The organism is Nocardia sp. NPDC058666 (genome assembly GCF_042714895.1).
Classification (GTDB): domain Bacteria; phylum Actinomycetota; class Actinomycetes; order Mycobacteriales; family Mycobacteriaceae; genus Nocardia.
Window position 1 is genome coordinate 637,786 of the sequence record NZ_JBHXRY010000001.1, and the last position, 23,239, is coordinate 661,024.

Annotated in this window: 27 protein-coding genes and 1 pseudogene; 13 read left to right on the forward strand and 15 right to left on the reverse strand. The window is 66.6% G+C overall.

The annotated features are described in order from the left end of the window. Positions 1-10 precede the first annotated feature (10 nt). The 3 genes from ACFWVD_RS02895 to aroA form a co-directional block, all read right to left on the reverse strand. Positions 11-328, reverse strand: a complete 318-nt coding sequence (locus ACFWVD_RS02895; RefSeq protein WP_379240214.1) for a hypothetical protein — start codon at positions 326-328, stop codon at positions 11-13. A gap of 106 nt (positions 329-434) precedes the next feature. After that, positions 435-1,325 (reverse strand): ribosome small subunit-dependent GTPase A, encoded by an 891-nt coding sequence (gene rsgA / locus ACFWVD_RS02900; protein ID WP_379240215.1) that lies wholly within the window; start codon positions 1,323-1,325, stop codon positions 435-437. A gap of 119 nt (positions 1,326-1,444) precedes the next feature. Further along, positions 1,445-2,737 carry a 3-phosphoshikimate 1-carboxyvinyltransferase gene (gene aroA, locus ACFWVD_RS02905; RefSeq protein WP_379240216.1) on the reverse strand — a complete coding sequence of 431 codons (1,293 nt, stop codon included), beginning with the start codon at positions 2,735-2,737 and terminating at the stop codon, positions 1,445-1,447. A gap of 111 nt (positions 2,738-2,848) precedes the next feature. Here aroA and ACFWVD_RS02910 point away from each other — a divergent pair, with 111 nt between their 5' ends. Further along, the gene (locus ACFWVD_RS02910; protein WP_379240218.1) at positions 2,849-3,634 is read left to right on the forward strand and encodes an SOS response-associated peptidase; all 786 of its coding nucleotides are present in this window, start codon (positions 2,849-2,851) and stop codon (positions 3,632-3,634) included. A gap of 25 nt (positions 3,635-3,659) precedes the next feature. On the opposite strand, the gene ACFWVD_RS02915 is transcribed toward ACFWVD_RS02910, so the two are convergent. Together ACFWVD_RS02915 and ybaK are read right to left on the reverse strand one after the other, a co-directional pair. Next, positions 3,660-3,974, reverse strand: coding sequence for a hypothetical protein (locus ACFWVD_RS02915; protein ID WP_379240219.1), 315 nt, complete (start codon positions 3,972-3,974; stop codon positions 3,660-3,662). An 89-nt stretch (positions 3,975-4,063) separates the two neighbouring features. Then, positions 4,064-4,549, reverse strand: coding sequence for a Cys-tRNA(Pro) deacylase (gene ybaK, locus ACFWVD_RS02920; protein ID WP_379240220.1), 486 nt, complete (start codon positions 4,547-4,549; stop codon positions 4,064-4,066). Between the two features lie 202 nt (positions 4,550-4,751). Here ybaK and ACFWVD_RS02925 point away from each other — a divergent pair, with 202 nt between their 5' ends. Next, positions 4,752-5,396, forward strand: a complete 645-nt coding sequence (locus tag ACFWVD_RS02925) for a sigma-70 family RNA polymerase sigma factor (protein ID WP_379240221.1) — start codon at positions 4,752-4,754, stop codon at positions 5,394-5,396. 20 nt (positions 5,397-5,416) lie between these two features. Then, a complete protein-coding gene (gene rsrA / locus ACFWVD_RS02930; RefSeq protein ID WP_379240958.1) occupies positions 5,417-5,674 on the forward strand; it encodes a mycothiol system anti-sigma-R factor in 258 nt (85 codons plus the stop codon). Positions 5,675-5,747: 73 nt separating this feature from the next. Here rsrA and ACFWVD_RS02935 read toward each other — a convergent pair whose 3' ends face one another. Beyond that, a complete protein-coding gene (locus tag ACFWVD_RS02935; protein ID WP_022597109.1) occupies positions 5,748-5,822 on the reverse strand; it encodes a 50S ribosomal protein bL37 in 75 nt (24 codons plus the stop codon). An 85-nt stretch (positions 5,823-5,907) separates the two neighbouring features. Between ACFWVD_RS02935 and ACFWVD_RS02940 the strand changes: the two genes are divergently transcribed. Together ACFWVD_RS02940 and ACFWVD_RS02945 are read left to right on the forward strand one after the other, a co-directional pair. Next, a complete protein-coding gene (locus tag ACFWVD_RS02940; RefSeq protein WP_379240222.1) occupies positions 5,908-6,123 on the forward strand; it encodes a biotin/lipoyl-binding carrier protein in 216 nt (71 codons plus the stop codon). A gap of 31 nt (positions 6,124-6,154) precedes the next feature. Continuing rightward, on the forward strand, positions 6,155-7,669 hold the full coding sequence (locus tag ACFWVD_RS02945) for a sensor histidine kinase (protein WP_379240223.1): 1,515 nt from the start codon (positions 6,155-6,157) through the stop codon (positions 7,667-7,669). Between the two features lie 117 nt (positions 7,670-7,786). Here ACFWVD_RS02945 and ACFWVD_RS02950 read toward each other — a convergent pair whose 3' ends face one another. Together ACFWVD_RS02950 and ACFWVD_RS02955 are read right to left on the reverse strand one after the other, a co-directional pair. Beyond that, positions 7,787-8,041: a WhiB family transcriptional regulator gene (locus ACFWVD_RS02950; protein ID WP_266292507.1), complete on the reverse strand. Its 255-nt coding sequence runs from the start codon at positions 8,039-8,041 to the stop codon at positions 7,787-7,789. 251 nt (positions 8,042-8,292) lie between these two features. Further along, positions 8,293-9,237, reverse strand: coding sequence for a diacylglycerol/lipid kinase family protein (locus tag ACFWVD_RS02955; RefSeq protein WP_379240224.1), 945 nt, complete (start codon positions 9,235-9,237; stop codon positions 8,293-8,295). A 137-nt stretch (positions 9,238-9,374) separates the two neighbouring features. Here ACFWVD_RS02955 and ACFWVD_RS02960 point away from each other — a divergent pair, with 137 nt between their 5' ends. Beyond that, positions 9,375-9,761, forward strand: a complete 387-nt coding sequence (locus tag ACFWVD_RS02960) for a hypothetical protein (protein ID WP_379240959.1) — start codon at positions 9,375-9,377, stop codon at positions 9,759-9,761. A gap of 77 nt (positions 9,762-9,838) precedes the next feature. Here ACFWVD_RS02960 and ACFWVD_RS02965 read toward each other — a convergent pair whose 3' ends face one another. The 3 genes from ACFWVD_RS02965 to ACFWVD_RS02975 are packed head-to-tail and all read right to left on the reverse strand — an operon-like array spanning position 9,839 to position 12,197. Then, entirely contained in the window at positions 9,839-10,324 is a 486-nt protein-coding gene (locus ACFWVD_RS02965) for a GNAT family N-acetyltransferase (RefSeq protein ID WP_379240225.1), read from the reverse strand. After that, positions 10,321-10,938 (reverse strand): acid phosphatase, encoded by a 618-nt coding sequence (locus ACFWVD_RS02970; RefSeq protein WP_379240226.1) that lies wholly within the window; start codon positions 10,936-10,938, stop codon positions 10,321-10,323. The genes ACFWVD_RS02965 and ACFWVD_RS02970 overlap by 4 nt, the downstream gene beginning before the upstream one ends. Before the next feature lie 23 nt (positions 10,939-10,961). Continuing rightward, a complete protein-coding gene (locus ACFWVD_RS02975; RefSeq protein ID WP_379240227.1) occupies positions 10,962-12,197 on the reverse strand; it encodes a hypothetical protein in 1,236 nt (411 codons plus the stop codon). A 225-nt stretch (positions 12,198-12,422) separates the two neighbouring features. On the opposite strand from ACFWVD_RS02975, the gene ACFWVD_RS02980 reads away from it, so the two are divergent. Beyond that, entirely contained in the window at positions 12,423-12,977 is a 555-nt protein-coding gene (locus ACFWVD_RS02980) for a hypothetical protein (RefSeq protein ID WP_379240228.1), read from the forward strand. Between the two features lie 188 nt (positions 12,978-13,165). On the opposite strand, the gene ACFWVD_RS02985 is transcribed toward ACFWVD_RS02980, so the two are convergent. Beyond that, positions 13,166-14,851, reverse strand: coding sequence for a DEAD/DEAH box helicase (locus tag ACFWVD_RS02985; protein ID WP_379240229.1), 1,686 nt, complete (start codon positions 14,849-14,851; stop codon positions 13,166-13,168). A gap of 489 nt (positions 14,852-15,340) precedes the next feature. On the opposite strand from ACFWVD_RS02985, the gene ACFWVD_RS02990 reads away from it, so the two are divergent. Continuing rightward, positions 15,341-16,393: an alpha/beta fold hydrolase gene (locus tag ACFWVD_RS02990; RefSeq protein ID WP_379240230.1), complete on the forward strand. Its 1,053-nt coding sequence runs from the start codon at positions 15,341-15,343 to the stop codon at positions 16,391-16,393. 28 nt (positions 16,394-16,421) lie between these two features. Further along, the gene (locus ACFWVD_RS02995; protein ID WP_379240231.1) at positions 16,422-17,111 is read left to right on the forward strand and encodes a ferritin-like fold-containing protein; all 690 of its coding nucleotides are present in this window, start codon (positions 16,422-16,424) and stop codon (positions 17,109-17,111) included. A 676-nt stretch (positions 17,112-17,787) separates the two neighbouring features. On the opposite strand, the pseudogene ACFWVD_RS03000 reads toward ACFWVD_RS02995, so the two are convergent. Beyond that, a pseudogene (locus ACFWVD_RS03000) lies at positions 17,788-17,946 on the reverse strand (DUF6973 domain-containing protein); the annotation flags it as partial. Positions 17,947-18,055: 109 nt separating this feature from the next. Then, on the reverse strand, positions 18,056-18,925 hold the full coding sequence (locus tag ACFWVD_RS03005) for a helix-turn-helix transcriptional regulator (protein ID WP_379240232.1): 870 nt from the start codon (positions 18,923-18,925) through the stop codon (positions 18,056-18,058). A 100-nt stretch (positions 18,926-19,025) separates the two neighbouring features. Here ACFWVD_RS03005 and ACFWVD_RS03010 point away from each other — a divergent pair, with 100 nt between their 5' ends. Both ACFWVD_RS03010 and ACFWVD_RS03015 read left to right on the forward strand, forming a co-directional pair. Then, entirely contained in the window at positions 19,026-19,562 is a 537-nt protein-coding gene (locus tag ACFWVD_RS03010; RefSeq protein ID WP_379240233.1) for a YceI family protein, read from the forward strand. A gap of 101 nt (positions 19,563-19,663) precedes the next feature. After that, entirely contained in the window at positions 19,664-19,891 is a 228-nt protein-coding gene (locus ACFWVD_RS03015; RefSeq protein ID WP_357366222.1) for a DUF3107 domain-containing protein, read from the forward strand. 68 nt (positions 19,892-19,959) lie between these two features. Here ACFWVD_RS03015 and ACFWVD_RS03020 read toward each other — a convergent pair whose 3' ends face one another. After that, a complete protein-coding gene (locus ACFWVD_RS03020) occupies positions 19,960-20,640 on the reverse strand; it encodes a TetR/AcrR family transcriptional regulator (protein WP_379240234.1) in 681 nt (226 codons plus the stop codon). A gap of 193 nt (positions 20,641-20,833) precedes the next feature. On the opposite strand from ACFWVD_RS03020, the gene ACFWVD_RS03025 reads away from it, so the two are divergent. Then, the gene (locus ACFWVD_RS03025; RefSeq protein ID WP_379240235.1) at positions 20,834-21,919 is read left to right on the forward strand and encodes a DUF3152 domain-containing protein; all 1,086 of its coding nucleotides are present in this window, start codon (positions 20,834-20,836) and stop codon (positions 21,917-21,919) included. A gap of 104 nt (positions 21,920-22,023) precedes the next feature. Continuing rightward, the gene (moeZ, locus tag ACFWVD_RS03030) at positions 22,024-23,205 is read left to right on the forward strand and encodes an adenylyltransferase/sulfurtransferase MoeZ (protein WP_379240236.1); all 1,182 of its coding nucleotides are present in this window, start codon (positions 22,024-22,026) and stop codon (positions 23,203-23,205) included. The last annotated feature ends 34 nt before the right edge of the window (positions 23,206-23,239 follow it).

The window sequence follows — 23,239 nt, forward strand, 5'->3', positions numbered from 1 at the left end:
CAGCACCGACCTAAGCGGGCAGCGCGGGCAGCGTCCGCGCGTGGGTGACCTCGGGCGACACCGTGATGATGTCGCAGGCAGCAGCGATCTGATGCGGCACATCCGAACCCAGATGCGTCAAACTCGGCGTCACGATCGCGGCAGCCTCGGTGGTATTGACCACGTCGAGCAGCCGACCGATCGGATCGGCGGTGCGATCGCTGAAAACCACGGTCTTGGTGAAGCGGTAACCCAGCCGCTCGGCTAGCGAACGGATCTGCGTTTCGTCCCAGGACTGAGCGACACCCGAGATGTCGCGGCGCAGGTAACCGATGGCCGGTGGCTTCATGGGCATGACGGTACCGGCGCACTGTGTCGAGACCGTGAACGCGACCGAACGTGAGTCGAATTCGCAATCTGACCGTTGCTCATTTCGCAATCAGCGGTGCTCCGGATCAGCGGTGCTCCCACGCGTCATTGGAGATCAACGCGGTCAGCAGCGTGCGAATCGCGCCCACCCGCCGTTCGGTCCCCGGCAGCTGATCCAACGCGCATTCGGGATCGGCGGGCGGTCCCAGGTGCGTGCAGCCACGCGGACAGTTCTCGATGGCACCGGCGAGGTCGGTGAACGAGGCGATGACGTCGTCGGGAGTGATGTGGGCCAGGCCGAACGACCGCACGCCGGGAGTGTCGATCACCCAACCACCCTCGGGCAGCGGCAGGGCCACCGACTGCGTGGACGTGTGCCGACCCTTGCCGACACCGGACACCACGCCCACGGCCCGATACGCATCGGGCACAAGACGATTCACCATCGTGGACTTGCCGACACCGGAGTGTCCGATCAGCGCGGTGAGTCGGTTGTTCAAGATCTCGAGCACCGGCTCCATCGGATCGTCGATGCCCGCGTACAGGATCTTCAGATCCAAACCTTCGAAGGCGGAAGCGAATTCGGACTCCGAGACCAGGTCGCGCTTGGTCAGCACCAGAATCGGTTCCAGCCCACCGGCATACGCGGCCACCATCGCCCGCTCGACGAAACCCGTGCGCGGCGGCGGATCAGCCAGTGCCACCACGATGAACAGCTGTTGGGCGTTGGCGACCACGATGCGTTCGAACGGGTCGGTGTCGTCGGCGGTGCGCCGCAACACGGTGCTGCGTTCGCTGACCCGCACGATTCTGGCCAGGCTGTCGGGCCTGCCGGTCAGGTCACCCACCACGTCGACCTGGTCGCCGACCACGATCGGCGTGCGGCCCAGTTCGCGAGCGCGCATGGCCACGATGCGCCGGTCGGCGTCACCGCCCAGCACACAACCCCACCGGCCACGGTCGACGGCGACCACCATGGCGGCCTCGGCGTCGGCGTGCTGGGGGCGGGTTTTGGTGCGGGGGCGCGACGAGGCCTTGCCCGGGCGGACCCGGACATCGGATTCGTCGTAGCTGGCTGAGGATCGGCCTTGGCGGCTCAGCGCGCCACTCCGTTACCGGATAACGCGGGGGCCAACATCTGCTCCCACAGGGCGACGAAGGTCGGCAGGGTCTTGGCGGTGGTGCCGATGTCCTCGATCTCCACGCCGGGCACGCGCAGGCCGATGATCGCGCCGGCGGTGGCCATGCGGTGATCGGCGTAAGAGTGCCACTGGCCGCCGTGCAGCGGGGCCGGCACGATCTCGAGGCCGTCCTCGGTCTCGGTGACATTGCCGCCCAGGCGGTTGATCTCCGCGGAAAGTGCTGCGAGACGGTCGGTTTCGTGGCCGCGCAGGTGCGCGATGCCGCGCAGTCGCGAGGGCGAGTCCGCCAGCGCAGCGAGGGCCGCCACGGTGGGGGTGAGTTCGCCGACGTCGTGCAGGTCGATGTCGATGCCGGCCAGGCGATCGGGTCCGTGCACGGTGAGGACGCCGTCGGTGATGCGGGCCTCGGCGCCCATCCGGACCAGGATCTCGCGGATCACGTCACCGGGCTGGGTGGTGCCGCGCGGCCACATCGGAATGCTCACCTGCCCGCCGGTCACCGCGGCTGCGGCCAGGAACGGGGTGGCGTTGGACAGGTCGGGCTCGATCTCCCAGTCGACCGCGCGGATCGGGCCGGGCGCCACGGTCCAGGTCTGCGCGTTGCCGGAATCGGCGGGGGTGCGCACGGTCACGTCGGCGCGGCGCAGCATTTCCACGGTCATCTCGATGTGCGGCATCGACGGCAGCGACTTGCCGTCGTGGTGCACGGTGATGCCCTCGTCGAAGCGGGCCGCCGACAGCAGCAGCCCGGACACGAACTGGGAGGAACCCGACGCGTCGATGGTGACGGTGCCGCCGCGCAGCGCGCCGGTGCCGTGCACGACGAACGGCAGCGCGTCACCGTCGACATCGAGGCCGAGGGCGCGCAGGGCGTCGAGGATGGTGGTCAGTGGGCGCAGTTTGGCCTGCTCGTCGCCGAAGAACGCGACATCGCCGGACGCCAGCGCCGCGGCGGGCGGCAGGAACCGCATGATGGTGCCCGCCAGGCCGCAGTCGACCGCGGCACTGTGCAGTGGCGCGGGGGTGACCTCGAGGGTGTCGGCGTCGCCGGTGATCTCGGTGCCCAGCGCGCGCAGCGCCTGGATCATCAGGTCGGTGTCGCGGCTGCGCAGCGCACCGGTGAGGGTGGACGGCCCATCGGCCAGTGCGGCCAGGATGAGCGCGCGGTTGGTGATGGATTTCGAACCGGGCAGGGTCACGGTCGCATGGACGGGGACCTCGATAGGGGGCGCAGGCCAGAAACTCACGTCCCCATCTTCGCTTATGTGCGGTTCGGACACACCGGTGGTGCGGTTTTCGGCGTGGGGTGGGGTCGTCGGCACGGTTTTCTGTCGGTGTCCGCGCGTATGTTGGCCCTTATGTGTGGACGATATGCGACGACCACGAATCCGGGCCGGTTGGCGGCTGAACTGGACGCTGTCGACGAGACGGGCCTGGACGAGCCGGACGCGGCCGTGAGTTACAACGTCGCGCCCACCACCCAGGTGCTCACAATCGTGGAGCGACACGAACACGGCGAGCCCGACGACGACCCGCGTCTGCGGATTCGGCGGATGCGCTGGGGTCTGATCCCGCACTGGACCAAGGCTGGCGAACCCGGTCTGCCCGCCAAGGGCAAACCGCTGTTCAACGCCCGCGCCGACAAGGCCGCTACCGCGCCGTCGTTCCGCGATTCGGTCAAGAGCAAGCGCTGCCTGGTCCCGATGGACGGCTGGTACGAATGGCTGGTCGAGCCCGCGCCGACCGGCAAGGGCAAGGCGGTGAAGCGGCCGTTCTATATGTCGCACACCGACGGTTCGCTGCTGTACATGGCCGGGCTGTGGTCGGTCTGGCGTGATCGCAGCGTGCCCGACGCCCAACCGCTGCTGTCGTGCACGATCCTGACCACCGACGCGATGGGCGAACTGGCCGACATCCACGACCGGATGCCGTTGCCGATGCCGCGCGAGCACTGGGACGCGTGGCTCGACCCCGATCACCCCGCACCAGCGGAATTACTGAAGCCGCCTTCTCCGGCGGAACTGGCCACGATCGTGGCGCGTCCGGTGTCGAGCCTGGTGAACAACGTGCGCAACAACGGACCCGAACTGTTGGTGCCCGACGGCACCTGCGACGACGAAGCCGGGCAGACCACACTGCTGTGATCGTGCCCGGCCTCGGGTGAAATGCTCAGAGCGTGCAGGGCACCGAATCGGTGGCAATGTTCAACCCGCACTTGATGATTCCGGTGACCAGATCGATGACCTCGGTGGCCACCCCACCACCCAACTTCTCCGTCTTCTCGGCGGTCTCGTCATCGTCGGTCCCCGGCGCGGTCTTGGGCGATTGCTTCGGCGTGGTGCCCTGACCGTTGAGCGGATAGTCGCCGGGCTCGGCCTGCGACGGCGGAACCACCTGCGGCACAGCGGTGGCGACGGGAGCCAACACACCGAAACCGATTACCACAGCACCGGACAGCATGGCGATCGTCGAACGAGCAGACATCTTCGCATCACATCCTCGGGTCGATTCAGTCGTACCGGGCGCAGAGTATGTCCCAGTGAATTCGGAGCCAGAGCAGATCCGGATGGCCCTCAGCCGGTGATATCCGCGGTGACCGCCGCACACGCCCGCACCAGATCCGCAGGCGCCAACTCGATCTCCAACCCGCGTTTGCCCGCGCTGCACAGCACCCGATCCCACCGCAGCGCCGACGCGTCGACAACAGTGGGCAACTTCTTGCGCTGCCCCAGCGGCGAAACCCCGCCCAGCACATAGCCGGTCGTGCGCTGCGCCTTGGTCTTGTCGGCCATGATCGCCTTCGGCGCACCCAACGCCGCGGCCGCCGCCTTCAACGACAGTCGCGCCGGCACCGGCAACACCGCCACGGCCAGCGCGCCCGTGGAGAGTTCGATCACCAAGGTCTTGAAGATCTGCGCGGCCTGCACACCCACCAGCTCCCCGAGCGCGTCGACAGCCTCGTCGCCATACGATTCCGCCCGCGGATCATGGGAATACGCGTGCACTCGATGCTCGATGTCGCGCAGGGACCGGATCGCGGGAGTCGACATGCCGGTCACCCTACTTCCGACATTCCGGCGGTGCGGGAACACGGATGCGGGGGTGCCTGTTGCACACAAGTGACAAGCCCATCCGGGGAGAGATCGTGAAGGAGAGATAGTGACACTGCTGCTCGAGGAGCGTCCTCTCCTGCCACGGGGTGCGCGAGTGCCTGTCGATTCCGTTGTGCCGGTAGATTCGGTGACTACGGCGATCGAAGGGATGGGTGTGACGAGCGACGACGACAACCGGGTGTCGGACGGGGCGTCCGGCACAGAAGTCGACGAAGCCGAGCTGGCGGCCCGGTTCGAGCGGGACGCGCTGCCGATGATCGACCAGCTCTACGGCGCCGCGCTGCGCATGACCAGGAACCCGGCCGACGCCGAGGACCTGGTGCAGGAGACGTTCGTGAAGGCGTTCCAGGGGTTCAAGTCCTTCCGGGAGGGCACCAATCTGCGCGCCTGGCTGTACCGGATCCTGACCAACACCTACATCAACTCCTACCGCAAGAAGCAGCGTCAGCCCGCGCAGTACCCGACCGACGAGATCACCGACTGGCAGCTGGCGGCCACCGCCGAGCACTCCTCGGTGGGCCTGCGCTCGGCCGAGGTGGAGGCACTGGATGCCCTGCCCGACGACCAGATCAAGTCCGCGCTGCAGCAGCTGCCGGAGGAATTCCGGATGGCGGTCTACTACGCCGACGTCGAGGGCTTCCCGTACAAGGAGATCGCCGACATCATGGGCACCCCCATCGGTACCGTGATGTCTCGGCTGCACCGTGGACGCAAGCAGCTCAAGGGCCTGCTCGCCGACGTGGCGCGCGAACGTGGATTCGACCGTGGGGAACGCCAGGAGGTTGTGAAGTGAGTGACGATCCCGATCTCGACATGGACTGCACCGCGGTCCTGGCGGATGTGTGGCTCATGCTCGACAACGAGTGCGACCATGCCACCAGGGCGCGCCTGCAGGAGCACATGGACCACTGCAGCCCCTGCATCGAGGCCTACGGCATCGAGGAGAAGATCAAGGGCCTGCTCAGCCGCAAATGCGGTGGTGAGCACGCCCCCGACGGCCTGCGCGACCGGCTGAAACTGGAGATCCACCGGACCATCACGGTCACCAGGATCGAGACCAGCGAGAGCTGATCAGCCCCCGGATACGACAAAAGCACGCTCTCGATCGAGGGCGTGCTTTTGTGTCTGTGCGCAGCGGCACGACTCAAGCGTTAGGACGCTTGCCGTGGTTTGCGGCGTTGCCCTTGCGGCTGCGCTTCTTACGTCCACGCTTACCCATGGGAGCTCCCTTCTATGTCTGGTCGACACCCATTGTTTCATGTGTGGTTGGCTGTAGCTTCGGCGGATACTAACGAAGGGGTGCCATGCCTGAAGAAGTGCGCGCGGAGATGGTCTCGACCGTGCTCGCTGTGGAGGTCACCGTGGGCGAACATGTCCAGGTAGATCAGACACTGGTGCTGCTCGAGTCGATGAAAATGGAGATCCCGGTGCTCACCGAGGTCGAGGGCGATGTCACATCGGTGAACGTCGCACCGGGCCAGGTTCTGCAGGCGGGCGACCTCATCGCCACCATCGCGTAAGTCACACGAAGAACGAAGCGGTAGATCCAGCGTGGCAACACTGAGCGAGCTCCTGGCCGAACACACCGACCTTCCCGGCATCGCCGTGGACCATCTGCAACGGGTGGTGGGTGACTGGCAGTTGCTCGCCGATCTCTCGTTCTCGGATCTGCTGCTGTGGGTGGGCGCGGGCCCGGTCGACGACGGCTGCGACGTGGTGTGTGTGGCCCAGATCCGGCCGACCACCGCGCCCACGGTGCATCTCGAGGACAAGGTGGGCACCACCGCGTCACGGTCGGAGTTCCCGCAGGTCTTCGATGCCCTGCTCAGCGGCACCACGGTGCGCACCGACACCGAGGTGGAGGTCAGCGGGGTCTACCACCCCAGCCCCGCCCACGCGATCCGCGAGGCGATCCCGGTGCGTTGCGGCGACGATGTGATCGCGGTGCTGAGCCGCGATTCCGATCTCGCCCGCTCGCGGGTGCGCAGCACACTGGAGACGGCCTACGTCTCGTGCGCCGACGACCTGTGCCAGATGATCGCCGACGGCAGTTTCCCCACACCGGAAGACCGGGCCGCCACCCACTCGAGCCCGCGCGCCGGTGACGGTTTCATCCGCCTCGACACCGACGGCATCGTCGTCTACGCCAGCCCCAACGCGCTGTCGGCCTACCACCGCATGGGTATGCAAGCCGATCTCGTGGGCCAGGACCTCGCGGTGACCACCCGCTCGCTGATCACCGACCCGTTCGACGCCCAGGAAGTGGTGGCCGATATCCAGGCCGCGCTGGCCGGACGCACCGGACGCCGGATGGAAGTCGAAGCGCGCGGGGCGACCGTGCTGTTGCGCACGCTGGTGCTGCGCCCCGGCGGCGAACTGGCCGGGCCCGCGCTGCTGGTGCGCGACGTCACCGAGGTGAAGCGGCGCGACCGCGCGTTGCTGAGCAAGGACGCCACCATCCGCGAGATCCACCACCGGGTGAAGAACAATCTGCAGACCGTGGCGGCGCTGCTGCGACTGCAGGCCCGTCGCACCGAGAACCCCGAAGCCCAAGTGGCACTGACGGAATCGGTGCGCCGCGTCACCTCGATCGCCTCGGTGCACGAGATGCTGTCGATGTCGGTGGACGAGGAAGTCGACCTCGACGAGGTCATCGACCGACTGCTGCCGATCATGGCCGACGTGGCCACGGTGCACACCGCGCGGATCAAGGTGCGCCGCGCCGGATCGCTGGGAGTGTTCTCCGCCGAACGCGCGACACCGCTGGTGATGGTGCTGACCGAACTGGTGCAGAACGCGATCGAGCACGCCTTCGACGCGGGCGAGAACGGTACCGTGACGATTCGCTCCGAACGCTCCGCACGCTGGTTGGACGTGATCATCAGCGACGACGGCCGTGGGCTACCGGCAGGGTTCAGTCTGGAAGGTTCCGACCGGTTGGGATTGCAGATCGTGCGCACCCTGGTGACGTCGGAACTGGGCGGCTCGATCGGATTACATCCCGGTGCCGATGTGGGCACGGACGCGGTACTTCGAGTGCCGCTGGGCCGTCGCGCCGGGCGCTGAAGTATTCCAAAACCGCTGGTAGGCAACAATAAACCCGGCACCGCGAAGGTGCCGGGTTCTCACACATGCGTTACCGGGCCGGGGCTGAATGGCCCGGCAACGCCAGATCCGTCGTCTCTAGACGGTGGTACGCGTACGGGTGCGCGCGTTACGACGCTTGAGCGCGCGACGCTCGTCTTCGCTCATGCCACCCCACACGCCGGCATCCTGTCCGGACTTCAAGGCCCACGACAGGCAATCGGCAGTGACGGGGCAGCGGGCGCAGACCAGCTTGGCATCGGCAATCTGCGCGAGCGCAGGACCACTGTTACCCACCGGGAAGAACAGTTCAGGGTCCTCATCGCGACAGATGGCCTTGTGGCGCCAGTCCATTCCTCTGCTCCTTTGCGTGGACGCCACAAAGGGCGCCGGTAGTTAGTGGATCGTTCACTTGTGCGACTCGAATGTTTCCGCACGGTTGCTTGTGAATGCTTTCACGATCACCGTAGATGTCAATAGGTCTCCGGCGCACCGTGGGGGAGATCACGCTCTAGGGCCCCGTGAGGGGAACCTGCCCGGTCATTTCTACTCGCGTCCGGTGGTTTTCGCAGCGCAACCAGCAGATTTTTCTTCGTGACCGGCGTTCAGGACGGCTTGGGAGCCACCACATCGAGCACGCTGGGCACAGATGTGAAATGCACCATCTTGCGTTTTCCGATGAAGTCGCCATCGATTTGCAGACCGATCTCGGAGTCGGTCTCGATGCGCACCGAATCGACGTTGTCCGCGCGGAAAAGCGTTGGCCCCTTGGGGTTTCCGTTCTCGGCCAGCAACTGTCGGGCAAGCAGCAGGGTGCGGGTCACGCTCATCGACTTCATCGCGAACACGCCAAGACCCGATTCGAAGGTGGTCGTGGGATTCGTACGAATCGGACGGTCCTCGAGATAGGTCCACGGACTGGAATTCGTGACGAAGGCGTAATAGACGTCCTCCACCGGATCCCGTCCAGGTACCTCGACAGTGACCGTCGGTTCCTGCCGCCGCGCACCGAAGAACTTGCGCACCGTGGTGAGCAGATAGCGCGTCGGCGTGGCCTTGCGACCCTTCGCGCGGGCGGCGTCGATGGCCTCGCACACGTCGGCGTCCAGGCCCACGCCCGCGCTGAAAGTGAACCAGCGGTCGTCGGCCAAGCCCAGGCCGATTCGGCGGTCGGCGTCGCGGGCCAGCAGGTCGATGAGCTGGTTGGTCGCGGTGACCGGGTCGGGGGAGATGCCCAGCGCGCGGGCGAACACGTTGGCCGAGCCGCCGGGAATGATGCCCAGGCGCGGGCGCCACACCTGGTCGTCGCCGACCTGGGGCACCGGCAGGAACCCGTTGATGGTCTCGTTGACCGTCCCATCGCCACCGTGCACGACGATCAGGTCCATTTCCTGCGTGGATGCCCACTGGGCCAGTTCCGCGGCGTGACCGCGATGCTGGGTGTGCGCAACGGTGAGCTGCGTTCGGCTCTCCAGGGCGTGCGCGAGCAGATCCCGGGTGGCCGGGGTCGTCGAGGTGGCATTGGGATTGACAATGAGCAGCGTCCGCACAGTGCCGAGGGTAATGCGCTGCGGCGAACACCCGGCGCGCGCCGGGCACCACGACGCGTCGTCGTAGGCTGGGGCACGTGGCAGAGCAGGACGTGACAGCAGACGGTGACCAGCGCGAGGTGCCCGCCGGCATCCCGATGACGGTGCGAGCGGCCGGTGTCCTGGTCACGCTGGAGGGCCTGGCCGGTCTGGTCACCGCGATCGTGCTGGTCGTGCGGGCGCTGACCGGGCACGATCAATCCCAAGCCAGCGGGGTCGGGACCGCGATGTGGTTCGGGGTGCTGTTCGGTGGCGTGTTCGCCGCGGGCCTCGGATTGCTGCGCGGCAAACGGTGGGGACGCGCGATCGCCGTCATAGCGAACGTGTTGCTGCTGCCGGTGGCGTGGTCGTTGCTCACCGACTCACATCAGCCGCTGTGGGGCAGTTTGCTGGCGGTTGTCGCGGTGGGTGGACTCGCGACGTTGTTCGCGCCGGCGACCAGTCGGTTCATGGCCGCTGACTACGCCGAAATCGACGACGAATAGCCCGGCTTTTCGCGCGCAATTCAACGAACGTGAAAAGCCTTGTTGCCCAATCGAATTGCGAAAGTCGTTGCGCGGCTTCAGTTCACGGGCGAGGCCAGCGCTGTCAGTTCGGAACCCGATAGTCGGTAGCCGATCCACTCGTCTTGCGGTGCGGCGCCGAGGGATCGGTAGAAGGCGATCGACGGGGTGTTCCAGGTGAGCACCGACCACGAGACCCTGCTGTAGCCGTGTTCGACCGCCTCCGCCGCCAGCGCCGCCACCAGTGCGCGGCCGAGTCCGGTGCCGCGGGTCTCGGGGCGCACGTAGAGGTCCTCGAGCCAGATGCCGTGCACGCCATCCCATGTCGAGTAGTTCAGGAACCAGATCGCACAGCCCACCACCTCGCCGTTGTGCTCGGCAACGTGCGCGAACAGTGCGGGCGTCGGGCCGAACAGCGCGGATTGCAGCTGCGGCGCGGTGAGCGTGCACTGCGCGGGTTCCTTCTCGTACTCGGCCAGGTCGTGGACCAACCCGACCATCGCGGGCACGTCGGCGGGGGTGGCACGGCGCACGAGTGCGGTCATCGCAGAATTCCTTCGATCGGTTCGGTGCGGGCGGTGAGGTTGTGGCCCCAGATGGAGTGGGCGTCGTGGTCGAAGCCCAGCACGCTGACCGCGCCGGTGGACATCGCGAAGCGGCGGCCCTCGCGCACCGGGAATTCCGCCCAGCGGGCGATCAGCACGCGGGAGAAGTGGCCGTGGCCGACCAGGATCACGTCGCGTTTGGGCAGTTCCGGCTCGACCCGGGCCAGCACTCGGTCGGCCCGTGCGCCCACCTGGTCGGCCGTCTCGCCGCCGGGCACGGGTGCGGTCCACACGGTCCAGCCGGGCACGGTTTCGCGGATCTTCGCGGTCGTGATGCCCTCGTACTGGCCGTAATTCCACTCGACCAGGTCGTCGTCGACGTGGATCGGATGCAGACCGGCCAGCTCCGCGGTCTGCCTGGCGCGCAAGCGCGGACTGGTGAAGCACAGAGGGTCGCGCAGGTGCAGCGACTCGAGCACCAGCCCGGCCGCCACGGCCTGGGCTTCGCCCTGCTCGGTCAGCGGCAGGTCGGTGAAGCTGGTGTGTTTGCGCTGGCTCGACCACTCGGTTTCGCCGTGGCGCAGCAGGACCAGACGGGCGTCGGGTTCGGACATGGGTCCATCATGGCAGTGCGGGGTCAGGTCAGCGCGTAGAGCTGGCCGCCGCGTCGCTCGAAGACTGTGTTGCCCAGTACGGCGGTGGAGATGGTGTCGCCGCGGTAGTCGGCGCGCTTGACCGGGATGGCGGCCACGGTCGAACCGTTGCCACTGTCCACGGCCACCAGTCCGTTCGCGACCGGGACCAGCAGTCGTCCCGCCATCAGCGCGGGCGTGCCCAGTGCGTCGCGCACGGTCCACACCGGTTGTAATGTGCTCGAGCTCAAGGCAATCAGGCTGCTGCCGGTGAAAACGTAGATGGCCGAACCCAGTCGGGTCACGGTGGTGCGTTCGTTCCACGGGGCGGCCAGTTGATGCACCGCGATCTCGTTGCCGGTGCCGTCGTGCACGGCGATCCTGGCGGGCAGTCCGAGGCCGGTCGCGGTGGGCGGAGTCGGCGGGTAGTAGACGGCAATCTTGTTGTCCGACACCGCGATTACGCGCATCTCGGGGGAATCGGCACCGGGTGCGGTGAGCACGCGCGAGCCGTGTTCCTCGGGGTCGGTCGATTCCTTCGGGGCCGGGTTCAGCACCGTCAGCCGGTCGGTGGCGTCGCCCGGGCAGCGTTCCAGTACCGCCAGGCGCGACGAACTCGACGCGGCCGACCGCAGCTCACATCCGTTGCGCGGCTGGGTATTCGGGTTCACCGGCGCGTCGACGTAACCGTATTCGAGCGTGCGCACCAGATCCGAACGCCACATCTCCAGCCGATTCGACCCCAACGCCAACAGATAGGTCCCGTCCCCGGAAACCCGGATCTCGTCATCCATATAGCTACTGCGCGCCACCCGCCGCGCCCCCGTATCGGCCTCGAGCATCACCGACTGACTGCACCCCCGCTGATCGCGATAGGTGGCGATCACCGCGCCGAACTGCGATTCCACCCCGCACAACGGCATATCCCGCCGATACCACCACAACTGCGTCCCCGTCACCGGATCACGCCCACTCACCGTGCCGTGATCCCCGGTCACCACCACATTCCCCGAAACAAGCGCCCGCCGACTCGCCGCATCCGAGGCATGCCACCGCTCACTCAACGAGGTCGGCAACTCCGTAGCCGCGGTGACAGTAGGCGCAGGCGACGCCGCCACCACCGAATCGGTCCCGGTGGCATCAGCGCGCGCCCATACAACGAACGCCGCCACCACAAGGGTGACGGCGATCGCGACTGCTACGAAGACATCGGCGCGCGTCCGCCGTTCGGGTGCGAGCACGATGGCGAGTGTAGTTGGGATGCCGGAACAGTTCGCCGCCGGTGATCGCGCGCCGTGGGTCAACTCTCGATTCTCGGCGGTGTCAACGGAGTTCGCCCAGGTGAAGTACCATCATCCGCTGATCGATGAGGGCTTGATCGAAACGCGCAGAGGTCTACCGGATCGGGAAATCTATCGACGACTACGCAGGGTGGGGGTTCTCGTGGACGCGCTCGGTGGTTCTCGTTGCTGACAGCTTGGGGTGACGAGAGTGGGTCGCAACCAGACGCCGACCCCGGAACATACATCCTGTCCGCCGTCCTCATCGAGGATGGCGACGTTCCCGAGGTGCGGGCCACCATGGGCAGTCTGCAGTTGCGTGGCGAGAAGAAGGTGCACTGGAACAAGGCCAACGCCGAACGGCGCATGGCACTCATCGAATGCTGCACCTCGCTGCCCATATGCGGAATCGTGGTCGTACACAACGAGATCGGTGCCAGTGACCGTCGTCAGCGCCGAAAGTGTCTGGAGCAGCTGTTGCCCCAGCTGGACCACCTGGAATGCGCGGTCCTGACCCTGGAGTCGCGAGGTGGTCTCGACGCCAGTGACGTCGATATCGCGTACAAGTTCCGCGCCCAGCACGTGCTAGGAGCGGAACTGCGCATCGAGCACCGCATCGGCCGCAACGAGCCGGTGCTGTGGGTTTCCGACATTGTCTGCGGTTCCGTGGTGCAGCACCGCGTCGGCAACTCCACCTATCTCGACAAGCTCGGTGGACTGATCGAGGTACGGGCGATCTGACCCGGATACGACGCGAGCCACGGGCCTCGTCGTCCGGCGAGTAATCCCGTGGCTCACTTCCAACCCCACCGCGATGGGATGGCTATGTATCGAGGCTAGCACGACCACACCCAGCACGGTCGACCCGAGATTTCGAGCGGGCGCTGGTGTAGGCGGGGAAGGCGGCGAATGCCCTCCCCGGTGCTGGATCAGGCGTCTACGGTTGCCGTTGCTTCGGGGGCGGTGGCATCCGCGGGCTTGCGGCGGCGCCTGCGGCGGGCGGGCTTGGCTGCGTCGTCGCCGTCGGCCGGGGCCGAATCGGGGGCGTCGGTGGCTTCGCTGGTGCTCGACTCGGGGGTCGCTGCTTCGCCATCCGCGGGCTTGCGGCGGCGGCGACGGCGGCGGGCGGGCTTGTCGCCTTCGACCGTCTCGTCGGTGCCCTCCGCCGACTCGGTGGTCGGTTCGGTGCCCTCGGTGATGGGGGTGCCTGCGCGGGTGCGGCGGCGGCTGCGCGAGGACTTCGGGCGCTCGGTGCGCTCCTCGACCACGACGTCGGCTTCCCGAGCGGCGGGCGCGGCCTTGCGGATCACGCCGGTGATGCCCTGCGGGATGCCCAGGTCGCTGTAGAGGTGCGCGGAACTGGAGTAGGTCTCGGCCGGGTCGGCCATGTTCAGGCTCAGGGCCTTGTTGATCGACTCCCAGCGGTGCAGCTCGTCCCAGTCGATGAGGGTGATCGCGACGCCGGTGCGGCCCGCACGGCCGGTGCGGCCGATCCGGTGCACATACGTCTTCTCGTCTTCGGGGCACTGGTAGTTGATGACGTGCGTGACGTCGTCGATGTCGATACCGCGCGCGGCCACATCGGTGGCCACGAGCACGTCGATGCCGCCCTTGCGGAACTTGGTCAGCGCCTTCTCGCGGGCGATCTGACCGAGGTCACCGTGCACAGCGCCGACATTGAACCCACGCTCGGCGAGATCGTCGGCCACCTTCTGCGCGGTGCGCTTGGTGCGGGTGAAGATCATCGTCGCGCCGCGGGTCTCCGCCTGCAGCACGCGCGCGACCAGTTCGGCCTTGTCCATCGCGTGTGCGCGGTAGACGAACTGCTCGGTGCGATCGTGCACCGCGGAATCGTTGGCCAGCTCGGCACGGATGTGCGTGGGCTTGGTCAGGAAGGTGCGGGCCAGGGTGATGATCGGACCCGGCATGGTGGCCGAGAACAGCATCGTCTGACGCTTGTCGGGCACCATCGACAGGATGCGCTCGATATCGGGCAGGAAGCCCAGATCCAGCATCTCGTCGGCCTCGTCGAGCACGAGCACGCCGATCTTGCCCAGGATCAGGTGACCCTGGTTCGCCAGATCGAGCAGTCGACCCGGCGTGCCCACGACCACGTCGACGCCCTTGCGGAGGTCGGCGATCTGGGTGTCGTAGGGGCGGCCACCGTAGATGGCGGCGACCTTGAGCGGGCCCTGGTGGTTGGTCAGGTACTTGCTCGCGTTCTCCAGGTCCTTGGTGACCTGGATGCACAGCTCGCGCGTGGGCACGATGATCAGCGCACGCGGGGTGCCGTCGAGCGGGGTGGTGCCGGTGTCGGCGGTGGCGACACGGTGCAGCAGCGGCACGCCGAACCCGAAGGTCTTGCCCATGCCGGTGCGGGCCTGGCCGATGAGATCCTCGCCGGCCAGAGCCAGCGGCAGGGTCAGTTCCTGAATCGCGAAGGTGCGTTCGATCCCGATTTCGCCCAGCGCGCGCACGATTTCTTCGCGCACGCCCAATTCGGCGAAACTCGGCGGGATGTGGGTGGTGTCCAGTTCGGCCGTCAGGAGTGTTTCGGCCACGCCGGGTTCCTGTTCGACAGTGATCTTGCTCAGTGTTCGTGCCTTCCTCGTCATTGCATCTCGCACGCACGAGGTGGGGCGGGCCGGTCGGCCCGCGACGACCACATCTCCGCCTGTGATACTCACCGGGCCTGCGCCGGATAACCATCGTCGACCAGGCGTTATGCTCGATCGTCTGCGACGGTGTCATCGGCGCGGCGCTGCGGTGATGCGGATTCGTTGCGCGCACAATTTCTTCGACATTGCTGTCTGTGAACGACGCTGCGGTCCGCTCGCGCGCTGGCGCAAGTGGAGTGCCTCGCCCGCGAACTATGGTTCTCCGGCGATGAAACTAGCGTTGTCCACGGAGATTGTAGCGTGATATTCTGCGCAATCGGAAATTTCGACACCGGTGAATGCTGTGCGAAAACGGCTCGCCACCGATGTCTGTGCGCGGCGGCGGTGTGTCGCAGGACAATTCGCGGGTGGGGGGATTTCGGGCGTGTCCCGAATGTAATCGAGCTCACTGTTACCGCCGGTACCGCGTGTGAGACATTTCTAGGTGTGAGCATCACCGACACCGTCACCACTGCCGCGCGCAACGCGTGGGCGCTGAGCTTCGGCGCGGGCATCGAGCCCGTGGACCCCGCGCCCTCCACCGTGCTGTGGGACGAGCCGCACCGCCTGCTACGTCGCTACGACACCGAATTCCAGTCCGCGGCAAGCGATTCCGCGGTGTTGCTGGTGCCGCCGCTGGCCGCTCCCGCCACCTGTTTCGACCTGCGCCGCGATCAGAGCCTGGCCCGCTTTCTGGTGGAGACCGGGCGCGCGCCCTACCTGGTCGACTACGGCGACATCACCTTCGCCGACCGCAAGATGGGCTTCGAGGACTGGATCTGCGACATCCTGCCCGAGGCGATCCTGCGGGTCAGCGCCGATCGCGGTGGCGCGCCGGTGGACCTGGTCGGCTGGTCGGTCGGTGGCATGTTCTCGCTGCTCACCGCCGCCGCGAACCCGGAATTGCCGATCCGTTCGGTCACCGGCGTCGGCCCGCCGTTGGACTACGACAAGATGCTGGGCATCCCGCAATTGCGCGCGGTCGCGAAATTCACCGGCGGCTGGGGCAGCACCGCGATCGTGCGCGCGGCCGGTGGCATTCCCGCACCGCTGACCAAACTCGGCTATCGGCTGGCCGCCTTCGACCGTGAACTGGCGCGACCGGGGTTCATCGCACGCAATATCACCGATAAGCAGACCCTGGCCAAGATGGAATCCATCGACCGTTTCCAGGCCGCCATGCCCGGCTACCCCGGCCGCTTCTACAACCAGCTGTGGGGCCGGATGATGCTGGCCAACGACATCGGCAACGGCAAACTCGAACTGTCCGACCGCACCATCCGCCTCGCCGACGTGCGCGTACCGGTGCTGCTGATCGGCGGCAAGTCCGACGTGATCACCCCCAAGGCCGCCGTCGAGGCCGGTCTGCGCACGCTGTCGGGTTCGCCGTCGGTCACCTACGAGGTCGTGCCGGGCAGTCACCTGGGCATCCTCACCGGACCCGATGCGCGCGAAACCACCTGGGCGCACCTGGACAAGTTCCTGGCCGAACGCGATTGATCTTCGATCGGGACTATTCTTGATAGTTATGGGAGCCCAAACCACCAGCGTGCCGGAATTCTTCTCCACCGAACCGCTGCCCGCGGACCACGCCGGGGTGACGGAACTGTTCGCGGTCCTCGCCTACGGTGAGCTGTCGGCGTTCTACCGGCTGGCCGAAGAGGCGAAGCAGGCGCCGTCGTTGCGCGGCCGGATCGGCGTGGCCAAGATGGCCGCCGCCGAACTCGCGCACTTCGAAACCCTCGAAGCCGCGCTGACCGCCCGCGGTGCCGACGCCGAGGCCGCGATGGCCCAGTACCAGGGCGCGCTGGACTCCTACCACGCCTCCACCGACCCCTCGACCTGGCTCGAGTCGATGGTGAAGTTCTACGTCGCCGACGGCCTCGCCGCCGACTTCTACACCGAGATCGCCGACGCGCTCCCGGCAGAAGTCGCCGACGTGGTCCGCGACGTCCTCGCCGAAACCAGCCACTCCCAGTTCGTGGTCGACGAGGTCCGCAGCGCCGTGGAGTCCAGCCGCTCCGAACGCGACCGCCTCACCCTGTGGGGCCGCCGCCTCCTCGGCGAAGCCATCACCCAGGCCCAGTTCGTCATGGCCCAACGCGACGAACTCGCCGAACTGGTCCTGGCCGCCACCGGCGACCTCAACGGCATCGCCACCCTGTTCGACCGCATGCAGGAACGCCACGCGGCCCGCATGGCCGTGCTGGGCCTGTAGGCGCCGAAGTGAGCAACGGTCCTCGCCTGACGACGAGGACCGTTGCTCGCGTCGAGGTAGCCTCGCGAGCCCACCGTGAATGCAACGAAGGTGTTTACTGCGGGCGGAGATCGACGCCTGGGTCCGATGCCACCAATTGTTCGTCGGCCTGAATCGCCGACGCCGTGCCGGAGAAATCGAAGGGTCTATTGCTGGTTTCCCACCAAGACGTCGTCTGCTTCGCGGTCGATCCATCGAGAAAAAGGTAACTCCCTGTCGGGAGGACATCGTCACCGGCGGAATCCTCTGGGATACCCATCCAGCATATTCCACTTGTTCCTGCGGCGAGATTTATCTCATCAGATGTCATATTCGGCCGTATTTCAACGACGTGATCCCAGTTATCCGACCACCCTGCGGCGCGGGTGATCGTACGGAGTGTAGTCGGCTCACTGCGATCGGCTGCGGCAATGCTTTCCTGACGAAATCTCATTCCAGATCCAAGAACCTCACCCCGAATGGGCAAAGAGACCCTTGACATGCAGTTTTGGGGCGATTCAACTCGCCGATCGGGTATCAACGCACATCCAGAACAGATAACCAATGCCGTGACAAGCCAAGCGACTGGAACAAAATCTCTTCCCCGCATCAGCGACCACCTGGCAACGGAACGCCTACACCTGGAGCTTCCAGCTCCTCAGAGCTGGCACCCTGATTCTGTCTGCAACGCTATTTGTCTTCCACGCTCGTTGTTATAAAGGTCCATTGCCTCGCGTTGCGGAATGTTGCTGCCGGACATTTCGTGGGCATTGGTGTACGAAGCCGTCCAGGTCTCCCCGTAGTATTGCGTCATTCGGGCATTCCAATATCACGACTTGGTCGGATTACCCGGCCTACGCACACGCCTCGGGTTGTTCTGAGCGGCGAACGGGTAACCGACCACGGCGATTTCGCTCGAACGGTCGTCACTCGCCGGCGGCGCGCTGTACCAGGCGCAATTCCGGTGTGCGGGTCGCGGTTTCGCGGGGGAGCCAGACGACTACCTGTTGGTCCTTATCGGCCGACAGGGTTTGCACCGTGTAGGTGAGGGTGCCTCGGGTGGGGTGTTCGAAGCCCAGCAGGGTGGGGAGGTCTTCGGCTAGGCGGTGGGGGTGCCAGCGGCGGGCGAAGTCGGGTTCTTCGGTGAGGGTGGCGATGATTTCGGCGATGCGTTCGTCGTCGGGGCGGCGCAGGCGGGTTCTGGAGAGTTGGTCGGCGATGTTGTCGGCGAACTGGGGCCAGTCGGTGATCGTGGTGCGGGCCAGGGGGTGGTAGAAGGTCCACAGGGCCAGGTTGACCAGGTCGGGGTTGTCGAGCAGACCCAGCGGGGTGACCAGGTCGGCCCAGGCGGTGTTCCAGGCGAGCACGTTGGCGCGGGGGCCCAGTGCGAAGGCCGGGGTGGGGGAGAGGGCGTCGAGGACGCTGCGAAGGGCTGCGGGCACCTGATCCAGAGCCGGGTCGAAAGCTGTACTGGGGCACCGTGATTCGCTGCTGGTGGTCAGGGCAAGCCAGCCGAAGTGGGCGCGTTCGGTGTCGTTGAAACGTAGGGCGGTGGCGAGTGCGTCGACGATGGCCATCGACGGATTCGTGTCGCGGCCCTGTTCGATGCGGGCCAGGTAGTCGGCGCTGACCCCGGCCAACACCGCGACCTCTTCCCGGCGCAGTCCGGGCGTGCGACGGCGACCCCCACCGGGCAGACCCACATCCTCGGGTCGCAATTCGGCTCGACGGGCGATGAGAAGTTCCGCGAACGCCGAACGAGCACCCGGATGATCCGCCATACCTGCGCCTACCATTTCTCGATGGTGCCTGGTCGTGGCCTTGTCAGCCACGCCCTGTCGGGACCAGGATAACCACGGTCTGGTTAACGGACCACGGTCCGGTCAGGGTGGAGTCATGACTTCCTCGACACAGACACAAGCGCTGAAGGCCGGCTCCTGGGCCCTCGACACCTCCCACGCCTCGGTCGGCTTCTCCATCCGCCACCTCGGAATCGCGAAGGTGCGCGGCGGCTTCACCCGCTTCACCACCGAGTTCGTCGTCGACGAATCCGGCGCCGCCACCCTGGCCGCCACCATCGACCTCGACTCGTTCGACACCGGCAACGCCGACCGCGACAACCACATCCGCCAGGCCGACTTCCTCGACGTCGCCAACCGCCCGACCCTGAGTTTCCGTGCGACACAACCGGTTCAGATCGCGGAGTCCTTCACCGTCACCGGCGAAGCCACCCTCGGCGCCATCACCCAGCCGCTGACCCTGGACGTGGAATGGGGCGGCATCGCCGACTTCCCCGACGGCACCCGCCACGCCGGCTTCTCCGCCACCGGCTCCATCAAGCGCACCGACTTCGGCGTCGGCGTCCCCATGCCGGGAATGCTGTCGGACACCGTGAAGATCGAACTCGAGATCGAACTCGTCGAACCCGCGTAACCCCCGTTCGCTCACAGCGCAGGCGGCTCCGACACCGGTGTCGGGCCCCTGCACTAACCTGGGGGCTGACAACACAGGACTCTTACGTTCGGAGGTTGGCCGTGGAGGTCAAGATCGGTATTTCGGATAGCCCGCGAGAGCTCGTCATCAACAGTGCGCAAAGCCCTGAAGAGATCGAGGCGCTGGTGTCCGATGCGCTGAGCGGCTCCGCAGGCGTGGTGTCACTCACCGACGAGAAGGGCCGGAAGTTCCTGATCCAGGCCGCGAAGGTCGCCTACGTAGAGATCGGTTCCCCGGCGACGGGCCGCGTCGGCTTCGCCACGGTCTAAGGCCACGGTGTAAAGACACAGAATTGCCCCGCTACCTTTCGAAGGTGGCGGGGCAATTTTTGTCGGAACTACAGGTCTTGCGAAGCGCGCTGCGCTGCGGTGAGCGGCACGTGCTTCAGACCGCCCCATGCCAGCGACGCGGTGGTGTCCACGGCCTCGTCCTTGGGAACCGGGCGATCGGCCTCGAGCCAGTAGCGGGCCGAGAACTGGCTGGCGCCGACCAGGCCCACGGCCAGTATCCGCGCCCGATACGGGTCAAGGCCCGAGTCGTGGGCGACCAGGTCGAACACCGCGTCGACGCACGCCTCGGTGGCCTGTTCGACGCGACGCTGGACCTGCGGTTCGCTGGTGAGGTCGGATTCGAAGACGAGGCGGAAGCCCTGCATCTCGTTGTCGACGAAATCGAAGAACGCGGCGACCGCGGCCCGCACGCGCTGCTTGTTGTCGGTGGTGGAGCGCAGCGCCTGCCGCACGCTGGACACCAGAATGTCCACGTAGTTCTGCAGCACCGCCAGGTACAGCTCGAGCTTGCTGGCGAAGTGTTGGTACAGCACCGGCTTGCTGACCCCGGCCACCTGGGAGATCTCGTCCATGCCCGCCGCGTGGTAACCACGCTGGACGAAAACCTCACTCGCGGCGAGCAGCAGCTGCTGGCGGCGCTCGTCACGGGGCAGGCGGGTGCCGCGCTTGGCCGGGACCGTCTCCGGCACCGATCGGCGCGAGGGCATGCGGTCCACGAGGTCAGTCATCTCGGCTCTCTTAGTAGTTTTCGCCACGGCGCAGGTGCGGTCCGGGTATCCCAGAAACGATACCCGCAGGGTGTTGTCCCTGGGTTTCGCCCTGGAAATGTAGTACCAGTCCGCGAAGTTCGCCGGGCCGTAACCGGGCGAACTGCTGCGGCCGCCCGCATGGCGGATTTGCGCACTGTGAGAATCTGGTGGGGTGACCGACCCGGATGACCATGCCGACGGCGGGCGCGATGTCGCCGGCTCCGCGCAACCCGCCGAGTCCGGTGCTGTCATCTCGGCCTCGCCGGGCCAGGAGTTACAGGTGTACGACCCGCTCGGGTTGTATCAGCCCGCGGATCGCTCCCGGCAGCCGCTGCGGGCCCGCTGGGATCCCACCGACCACGACAACGGCCGACCGCGCAGCCCGCAACGTGACGCGAAGAAACAGAGTGCGCTGGGCCGGTTCGTGTCCGCCTACGGCTGGCGGGCCTACGCGCTGCCGGTGTTGCTGGCAATCACCGCGCTGGTGGTCGTGGACGCGGTGCGCGCGGGCCCCATACCCGCGCTGACCGATCCCGGTTTCGGTGCGCTGAGCCCGAAGGTGGCCCAGTCCGGCATCATCGGCGCACCCCCCGGCGACGGGAAGTTCCCCGCGGACCTGCCCCTTGGCGCGCTGCCCGAGGGCGGCGAGTACGTCGAACGCGCGGCGGGCACCTGGCATATCGTGCCCGGCACCAGCGCCCAGGTCGGCGCGGGCACCGAGCGCGTGTTCCGGTACACCGTCGAGGTCGAGGACGGCATCGACACCACACCGTTCGGCGGCGACGCGGCGGTGGCGAAAATGGTGGAGACCACCCTGGCCAATCCGAAGAGTTGGTCCAACGACCCCAAGTTCGGCTTCCAACGCATCGACGCCGGCCCCGCCGACTTTCGACTGTCGCTGACCTCCCGCGAAAGCACCCGCGCCGCTTGCGGTTTCGAGATACCGATCGACTCCTCGTGCTACAACGCCGACCTGGACCGCGTGGTGCTGTCGGAAGTCCGCTGGGTGCGCGGCGCACTGGCCTTCGACGGCGACATCGGCTCCTACCGGCAGTACCAGATCAACCACGAGGTCGGCCACGCCATCGGCTACCACGGGCATCAACCCTGCGAAACCGACGGCGGGCTGGCCCCGATCATGATGCAGCAGACCTTCGGCACCAAGAACAACGACATCGCCCTGCTCGACCCGCACGGTGTGGTCCCCGCCGACGGCAAGACCTGCCGGTTCAACCCCTGGCCGTACCCGCGCGGCTAGTGGCCTGCCGCATGCGGGACCATATTCGGGAAGAACAGCGCGGCAGGTCTTGTTGAAGTCAGCAGAACGGCCACCAGCGCCACCTCGAACACAGGAGTTCTCACGTGTCTTTCACCGGGACGTTGCCGCCGCTCGTCGAGCCGGCCGCGGAGCTGACCAAGGACGAAATCGCCCGCTACAGCCGACACCTGATCATTCCTGATCTCGGTGTCGACGGGCAGAAGCGTTTGAAGAACGCCAAGGTCCTGGTGATCGGCGCGGGCGGCCTCGGCTCACCCGCCCTGCTCTACCTGGCCGCCGCCGGTGTCGGCACGCTGGGCATCGTCGAGTTCGACGAAGTCGACGCCTCCAACCTGCAACGCCAGATCATCCACGGCGAATCCGACATCGGCCGCCCCAAGGCCGACAGCGCCCGCGATTCCATCCTGGAGATCAACTCCGGAATCGACGTGCGGCTGCACAAGATTCGCCTCGAACCTGACAACGCCGTCGAACTGTTCGCCGAATACGACCTGATCGTGGACGGCACCGACAACTTCGCCACCCGCTACCTGGTCAACGACGCCGCGGTGCTGGCAGGCAAGCCGTACGTGTGGGGTTCGATCTACCGTTTCGAAGGCCAGGTCTCGGTCTTCTGGGAAGACGCCCCCGACGGCCGCGGCATCAACTACCGCGACCTGTACCCCGAAGCCCCGCCCGCGGGCATGGTCCCGTCCTGCGCCGAGGGCGGCGTGCTCGGCGTGCTGTGCGCGTCGATCGGTTCGGTGATGGTGACCGAGGCGATCAAGCTGATCACCGGCATCGGTGAGACGCTGCTGGGCCGTCTGATGGTCTACGACGCACTGGACATGAACTACCGCACCATCAAGCTGCGCCGCGACCCGCAACGCGAGCCGATCACCGAACTGATCGACTACGACGCGTTCTGCGGTGTGGTGTCCGAGGAAGGCACCGCCGCCGCGGCCGGTTCGACCATCACCGCCGCCGAGCTCAAGGATCTCCTCGACGCGGACAAGATCGAACTGATCGACGTGCGCGAACCGGTGGAGTGGGACATCGTGCACATCGCCGGCGCGACCCTGATCCCCAAGGACCGCATCCTGTCCGGTGAGGCGCTGTCGGAACTGCCGCAGAACAAGCCGATCGTGCTGCACTGCAAGACCGGAATCCGTTCCGCCGAAGCGCTTGCCGCGTTGAAGCGGGCCGGTTTCGCCGACGCCACGCACCTGCAGGGCGGCGTGGTCGCCTGGGCCAAGCAGGTCGATCCGTCGCTACCCGTCTACTGATAGCTGCCGGTTCGCGACCTCACCGGTTGTTGCG